Annotated in this window: 1 protein-coding gene; it reads left to right on the forward strand. The window is 71.2% G+C overall.

What is annotated here, in order from left to right; translation table 11 throughout:
• The coding region (locus tag KIT86_RS23405) for a non-ribosomal peptide synthetase (protein WP_297402877.1) at positions 1-7,760 on the forward strand (7,760 nt) is incomplete at both ends.

Raw genomic sequence — 7,760 nt, forward strand, 5'->3', positions numbered from 1 at the left:
GCGCTGGGCGCCCTGTGGTGCGCGGGCATCGAGCCGGCCTGGCCCGTGGCCGCGACCGCCCGCCGGGCGCCCCTGCCCACCTACCCGTTCCAGAACGACCGTCACTGGTTTGCCCGCCGCACCGCGCCCGCCGGCGCCCTGCCGCCCGATCTCTCCCCCTCCGTTGCGAGTGCCGTCACCATGAGCCGAATACCCACCGTTGAACACGAACTCAAGCGCGTCCTGAGCGATGTCTCGGGCATCCCCGCCGACGACATGACCACCGACGCCAGCTTTGTCGACCAGGGCCTGGACTCCCTCTCGCTGACCCAGGCCACGCTGGAGCTGGAGCGGGTCTTCGGCGTCAAGCTGCGCTTCCGTCGCCTGATGGAAGACCTGGACAACATCGGCAAGCTCGCCCGTTTTCTCGACACCGAGATGCCGGCTGGAAAATTCGCGCCGCCAGCACCCGTGGCCCCCGTCGCAGCGGCCCCGGCGGTCGCGGCGGTCATGCCCACCCAGGTGGCCAGCTTCGCGGCACCGGCCGCCCTGTCGCCATCGCTGGCGGCCCTGCCTGCGGGCACAAGCGCCGTGCACCAGCTGCTGCAGCAACAGATGCAGCTCATGGCGCAGCAACTCGCGGTGCTCGCGGGCCAGCCGATGGCCGCCGCCCTGCCGGTCGCGCCGCTCCCCGTGGCGCCGGCGCCAACCACCTCGGCCCCGGCCCCGGCTGCGGTGGCGAAAGAGGCCGAGCCGGCCCAGCCGTCCATCAAGTCCCTGGTCGAAAAGCCCTTTGGCGCCTCGCCCCGTCTCACGCTGGAAGCGCGCCAGGACTTCACGCCCGCGCAGCGCCGCTGGCTCGACGAGTTCATCACCCGCTACAACGCCCGCTCGGGCAAGTCCAAGGCCTTCAGCCAGCAGCACCGCAAGGTCATGGCCGACCCGCGCGTCGTGACGGGCTTCAACCCCCTGTACAAGGACCTGGTCTACCCCATCGTGGTCAACCGCTCGCAAGGCGCCAACCTCTGGGACCTGGACGGCAACGAATACATCGACCTGCTCTCCTGCTTCGGTGGCAACCTGCTGGGCTACCAGCCGCCCAAGGTCATCGAGGCCATGCAGCAGCAACTGCAGCTCGGCCTGGAAGTGGGCCCGCAGCACCCGTACGCCGCCGACGTGGCGCAGCTCATCTCGGAATTCACCGGCATGGAGCGCGTGGGCTTCTGCAACACCGGCTCCGAGGCCGTCATGGGCGCCATGCGCATCGCGCGCACCGTCACCGGCCGCAAGACCATCGCCATCTTCACCAACTCGTACCACGGCATCTTCGACGAAGTGATCGTGCGCGGCACCAAGCAGCTGCGCTCGCTCTCCGCCGCACCCGGCATCCTGGCCAACGCGGTGGAGAACATCCTGGTGCTGGACTGGAACAGCGAGGACTCCCTGCGCGTGCTGCGCGAGCGCGGTCCCGAGCTGGCGGCGATCATGACCGAGCCGATCCAGAACAAGTACCCCACGCTGCAGCCGCGCGAGTTCGTGCAGTCGCTGCGCCAGATCGCCGACCAGGCCGGCTGCGCGCTGATCTTCGACGAGGTCGTGACCGGGTTCCGCGTCGCCCCGGGCGGTGCGCAGGAGTTCTACGGCGTGCGCGCCGACATCGCCACCTACGGCAAGGTCATCGGCGGCGGCCTGCCGTTCGCGGCCATTGCCGGCAACGCCAACTGGCTCGACGCGCTCGACGGCGGCCACTGGCAGTATGGCGACGACTCCTACCCGGAAGCGGGCGTGACCTACTTCGCCGGCACCTTCGTGCGCCACCCGCTGGCGCTGGCCGCCGCGCGCGCCACGCTGCAGCACATCAAGGCGGGCGGGCGCGAGTTCTACCGCAACCTCAACGACCGCACGCAGCGACTGATCGATCGGCTCAACACCGCCTTCGCGGTGCGCGGCGCACCGGTCAAGGCGGTGCACTGCGCCTCGATCTGGCGCCTGCAGTGGGACGACAACCAGAAGCACATCAGCCTCTTCTACTACCTGGTGCGCTACCACGGCCTGCACCTCTACGAGCAGTTCGGTCACTTCGTCGCCGAAGGCATGACCGACGCCCACACCGACCGCATCTTCCAGGTGTTCACCGACGCCATGGACGAGCTCATGGGCCTGGGCTTCATCACCCCCAAGGACGGCAGCCCCCCGCCGCCCTCGGGCCCGCAAGGCGGCACGCGCGCCGGCACCGACGCGCAGCTCTCGCCCGGGCAGACCGAGCGCTGGCTGGCCGGCGGCTTCGACCCCTCGGCCCGGCTCGCCCTGAACGAATCGTTCTGCGTCAGCCTGCAGGGGGGCGTGGACCGCACCGCCCTGAAGGCCGCGCTGCAGGACGTGCTGACGCGCCACGAGGCCTTCCGCCTCCAGTTCGACCTGGAAGAACCCCGGCAACGCGTCGTGCCGCAACTCCAGCTGGCCGTGGCCGAGATCGACCTGAGCGCGCAACCCGACGCCGAGCAGGCGCTCGACGACTTCTGCACCCAGGCCAGCCTGCGCGACTTCCCGCTCGACCAGGCCCCGCTGGCCGCCGTGAGCCTGCTCACGCTGGCCGACGGCCGCACCGTGGTGCACGTGGTGGCCAGCCACCTGGTGTTCGACGGCTGGGCCTCCAGCGTGTTCAATGCCGAGCTCGCCACCGCCTACAAGGCCCGCAGCATGGGCATGGCGCCGGACTTCAAGCCCGCCGAATCGCCGCTGGACTTCGCCGAGGAAGAGCAGGCCCGCTTCGAAGGCCCCGACGGCCAGGAAGCGCTGAACTTCTGGCAACAGCTGCTGCAGAACCCGCCCGCGCCGCTGAACCTGGGCGACCGCACCCCGCAGGGTCCCCGCAGCTACGCCGCCGACACGCTTCGCATACGACTGGACGGCGAGCTGTTCAGCCGCCTGCGCGCGCAGGCCCGCCAATCGGGCGCGACCCTGTTCCAGGTGCTGCTCACCGCCGTCACCCGCATGCTGCACAAGCGCAGCGGCCAGAGCGACTTCGTGGTCAGCATCCCCTACGCCAGCCAGAGCCTGCAGCGCCGCGGCCCGCTCATGGCCGACGGCGTGCTCGACCTGCCGCTGCGGCTGAGCTGCCAGCCCGGCGAAAGCACCGAAGCCGTGCTGCAGCGCGTGCGCTCGCGCCTCATGGACGCGCTGGAGTACCCGCTCATGACCCAGGGCACGGTGGCGCGCGCGCTGGGCATCCGCAGCGCGGGCGACCGCCCGCCGCTCACCGGCATCTTCTTCAACCTCAACCCCAAGGTCGATCTCTCGGCCTACGCCCCGCTGCAGGCCGCCATGCACGAAGGCCGCAAGCGCGGCACGCTCAGCGAGCTGTTCTTCAACTTCTACGAGCAGAACGACGCGCTCACGCTGGACCTGCACCACAGCAGCGAGTTCTTCAGCCCGCAGCGCGCCCAGGAACTGATCGACGCCCTGCGCGCTGAAATCGCCCACTTTGCGCAGCACCCCGGCGTCGAGCTGCCGGTGCTCACCGCCGTGGTGGCCCCCGCCCACGCCCCCGTGCGCAGCGCCCCACCGGCGCCCGCGCCCGCACCCGACCCGCGCCTCATCGCCTGGAACCAGGCCACTGCGATGCCGCTGGAGCCACACGCGCGCGTGGAGCAGTGGATCAGCCGCCAGGCCGCCGCCACGCCCGATGCGGTCGCCCTCGTGGCACACGGTGTGAGCCTGAGCTACGCCGCGCTCGAATCCCGCGCCAACCGCTTTGGCCATCTGCTGCGCTCGCGCGGCATCGGCGCGGGCATGCGCGTGGGCGTGTGTCTCACGCGCGGCCCCAACCTCGTGCCGGCCCTGCTCGGCATCCTCAAGACCGGCGCAGCCTACGTGCCGCTCGACCCGGGCTTTCCGAAGGACCGCCTGCGCGACATGGCCGAAGACGCGGGCGTGCGCCTGGTCATCACCGATGCCGCCAACGCCGGCCTCTCGGGCGTGCCGCGCGAGCAGCAGATCCGCATCGACGACGACGCCGCGGCCATCGCCTCCGCCTCCGACAGCGCCCTGCCGCGACAGGCCGACTGGGCCGACGACGCGCCCATGTACGTGATCTACACCTCGGGCTCCACCGGCAAGCCCAAGGGGGTGGTGCTGCCACAGAACGCGGTGTGCAACTTCCTCGCCAGCATGCGCCGCGAACCGGGCCTGCAGGCCGGCGACCGGTTGCTGGCCGTGACCACGCTGTCCTTCGACATCGCCGTGCTCGAACTCTTCCTGCCGCTGACCGTGGGCGCCAGCGTGGTGCTCGCCCAGCGCGAAGACGCCATGGACGGCGAAGTGCTCGGCCGCCTGGCCGCCGAGCAGCGCATCAACGTGATGCAGGCCACGCCCACCACCTGGCACATGCTGCTCGACGCGGGCTGGCGCGCGCCTGCGGGCTTTCGCGCCCTGTGCGGCGGCGAACCGCTGCCGCCCTCGCTGGCCCGGCGGCTGCTCGACGCCGGCGTGGAACTCTGGAACATGTACGGCCCGACCGAGACCACCGTGTGGTCCACCCTGTGCCGCATCACCGACGCGACGCAGAAAATCACCATCGGCCACCCCATCGCCAACACCCAGGTCTGGGTGCTGGACGAGCAGATGAAGCCCGTGGCCATCGGCCAGGAGGGCGAGCTGTGCATCGGCGGCGCGGGCGTGGCCACCGGCTACTTCAAGCGCCCCGAACTCACCGCCGAGAAGTTCGTGGCCGACCCCTTCGACACCGCCACGCCCGGCGCGCGCATCTACCGCACCGGCGACCTCGCGCGCTGGCGCGAGGACGGCACGCTGGAGCACCTGGGCCGGCTGGACTTCCAGGTGAAGATCCGCGGCTACCGCATCGAGCTGGGCGAGATCGAGGCCCGCCTCGCCGCCCTGCCGGGCATCGCCCGCACCGTGGTGATGGCGCGCGAGGACAGCCCCGGTGACGTGCGCCTGATCGGCTACGCCGTGCCGCACGCCGGCCAGCAGGCCGACGCCGCCGCCCTGCGCGAGGCCCTGCGCACCGGCCTGCCCGACTACATGCTGCCGCAACAGATCGTGCTGCTCGACACCATGCCCTTGCTGCCCAACGGCAAGATCGACCGCAAGGCCCTGCCCGCGCCGAGCGGCCCGGCGCCCTCGGCCAGCGCGGGTGCGGTCAAGCCCGCGCGCAACGACACCGAGAAAGCGGTGGTCGAGGCCATGCAGGCGGTGCTCAAGCTGCCCGCCGTCGGCGTGGACGAGGACTTCTTCTTCCTTGGCGGCCACTCCCTGCTGGCCGCCAAGCTCATGGGCCAGATCAACAAAGCCTTTGGCCTGCAACTCAACCTGCGGGTGCTGTTCGAATCGACCACCGCCGAGAAACTCGCGCGCCTGATCGACCAGCAGCGCGGTGACACCGCCCCCGCACGCGAGCCGCTGGTGCACCGCGCCGACCAGCGCCAGGCGCCACTGACCCTGATGCAGGAGCGCATCCGCTTCATCGAAGCCATGCAGCCCGGGCGCACCGTCTACAACGCGCCCTCGGCCCACCGCCTGCGCGGCCCCATGGACCTGCAGGCCTTCGACCGCGCCTTCCAGGAAGTCGTCAAGCGCCAGCCGGCCTTGCACAGCGCCATCGTGTCCTCGGCGCAAGGCCCGGTGCAGAAAAACGTCGAACTGCCCGCCTTCAGCCTGCTGCCCCTGGAAGACCTCGGCAGCTACCCGGCTGGCGAGCAGGAAGCGGTGCTGCAGGAACGGCTGGCCGCTCTGGCCGACCAGGCTTTCTCGCTGGAGCACGCGCCCCTGTTCAAAGCCCGCCTGTTCCGCCTCGCCGACGACCACCACGTGCTGTTCTTCATGACACACCACGTGATCTGGGACGGCTGGTCGTTCGACCTGCTGTACGACGAGATGAACGCGCTCTACCAGGCGTTCTCGCAGGGCCAGCCCTCGCCGCTGGCGCCGCTGGCGCTGACCTATGGCGACTTCGCCGACTGGCACGCGCGCTGGCTGGAGAGCGACGAACTGCAGGACCAGCTCACCTACTGGAAAAAGCAGTTCCTCGGCAAGCCGGTGCAGGAACCGCTGGCCGACCTGGCCCGCCTGCCCGGCATGCTGCGCGAAGGCGCCACCGAGTCCATGCACATCGCGGCCGAACAGGCCGACCGCGTGCGCGACATCGCCAAGCGCACCGGCTCCACGCTGAGCATCGTGGCCCTGTCGGTCTACGCCGTGATGGTCTCGCAACTGCTGCGCGAACCCGCGCCAACCATCGGCCTGCCGGTGCGTGGCCGACCGACGCCCGAGCTCGACCCCATCATGGGCTTCTTCAACAACATGCTGCCGGTGCGCCTGCCGGTGGACACCTCCCTGAGCTGGCTCGACTGGATCGGGCGCGTGCGCGCCGCCGTCGTCGAGGCCTTCGCGCACCAGGACGTGCCCTTCGAGCGCATCGCCCATGCGCTCGAAGCGGAGCAGCCTGGCGTGCACGCGCGCCTGTACCAGTGCATGTTCTCGTTCCAGGACGCGCGCAACCGCCCGACCCACTGGGGCCCGCTGGCGCACGAGCGGGTGCGCATCAAGCACAAGGGCGCCACGGAAGACCTCAACCTGTGGCTGGTGGAGATCCCCTCCGGCATCGAAGGCGGCATCCAGTACGACACCCACCTCTACCTGCCTGCCACGGCGAAGTCCCTGCACGAGCGCTTCGTGGCCCTGCTCGACGCGGTGGCGCGCACCCCAACCCAGACAGTCGCGCAGCTGATGGCCCCCACGCCCGCCGATCAGACCCGCGCCCAGGCGCTGGACGCGCCCGCCGCGACGCCCGCGCAAAGCCTGTTCGACCTGCTGGAACAGCGCGCCAGCGCCCTCACCCCACCCGCGCTGCTGCGCGTGGGCAGCACCGAACTGGACGCCCGCGAGCTGGTCAGGCGCGTGACCGACCACGCGGCCCAGATCAAGGCGAAGCTGCCCACCGAAGGACATCCCCTGACCGTGGCCATCGCGATGCAGGAACCGGTGGCGCAGCTGGTCACCGCCCTGGCCGTGCTGCGCCTGGGCCACCAATGCCTGCCCCTGATGCCGGGCGACACCCCGCCGGCAGACGCCGTGGCCTTCGGCGACGCGCCCTGGCTGCAAAGCCAGCCCGCGCCCAGCGTGCGCAAGGCGGCGGCACGGCCGCAGGCCTTCGACGCCACGCTGGTGGCCCAGATCGGCGCCGGCCTGGCCCGACAGGCCCACCTGCTGGTGGGCGACTGCCTGCGCGCCAGCGCCCACGCCACCGGCACCGCGCTGGCCCTGCTCGGGCTGGCGCTGCACACCGGCGGGCGGCTGGTGCTCTGGGACCAAGCACCCGATGGCGCCACGCTGGTGGCCGACATCCAGCGCGAGCGCACCGGCCTCGTCTTCGCGGACGCCAACACCTGGGCCGATGCCCTGCAGGCCCGCCGCGGCGCCTCGATCTCGGTCATTGCCGCCGTCGACGCGCGGGACAACTCGCCCGAACTCGTGGCGCAGTTGCTGGACGCAGGCCTTTCCGTGCTCAACGTGCTGCAGACCGACACGCTGTCCCTGCCGCTGGCCGTGCACTGGGTCGCCGACCCGGCCGAGGCCGGCCTGGTGGGCAGGCCGCTCGTTGCGCACACCGTGCGCATCGCCCCCCAGCCCGACAGCGCGGCCCCCATCGGCGTGAGCGCCCCCGTCTGGGTGAAAGCCGGCGCGGCCGCTGCCTGGGCCGCCAGCCACACCAGCGCGCGCTGGCGCAGCGACGGCCTGCTGCAGCAGGTGAGCGACCCCGA

Origin of the sequence: Hydrogenophaga sp. (assembly GCF_026125825.1) — a bacterium.
Classification (GTDB): domain Bacteria; phylum Pseudomonadota; class Gammaproteobacteria; order Burkholderiales; family Burkholderiaceae_C; genus Hydrogenophaga.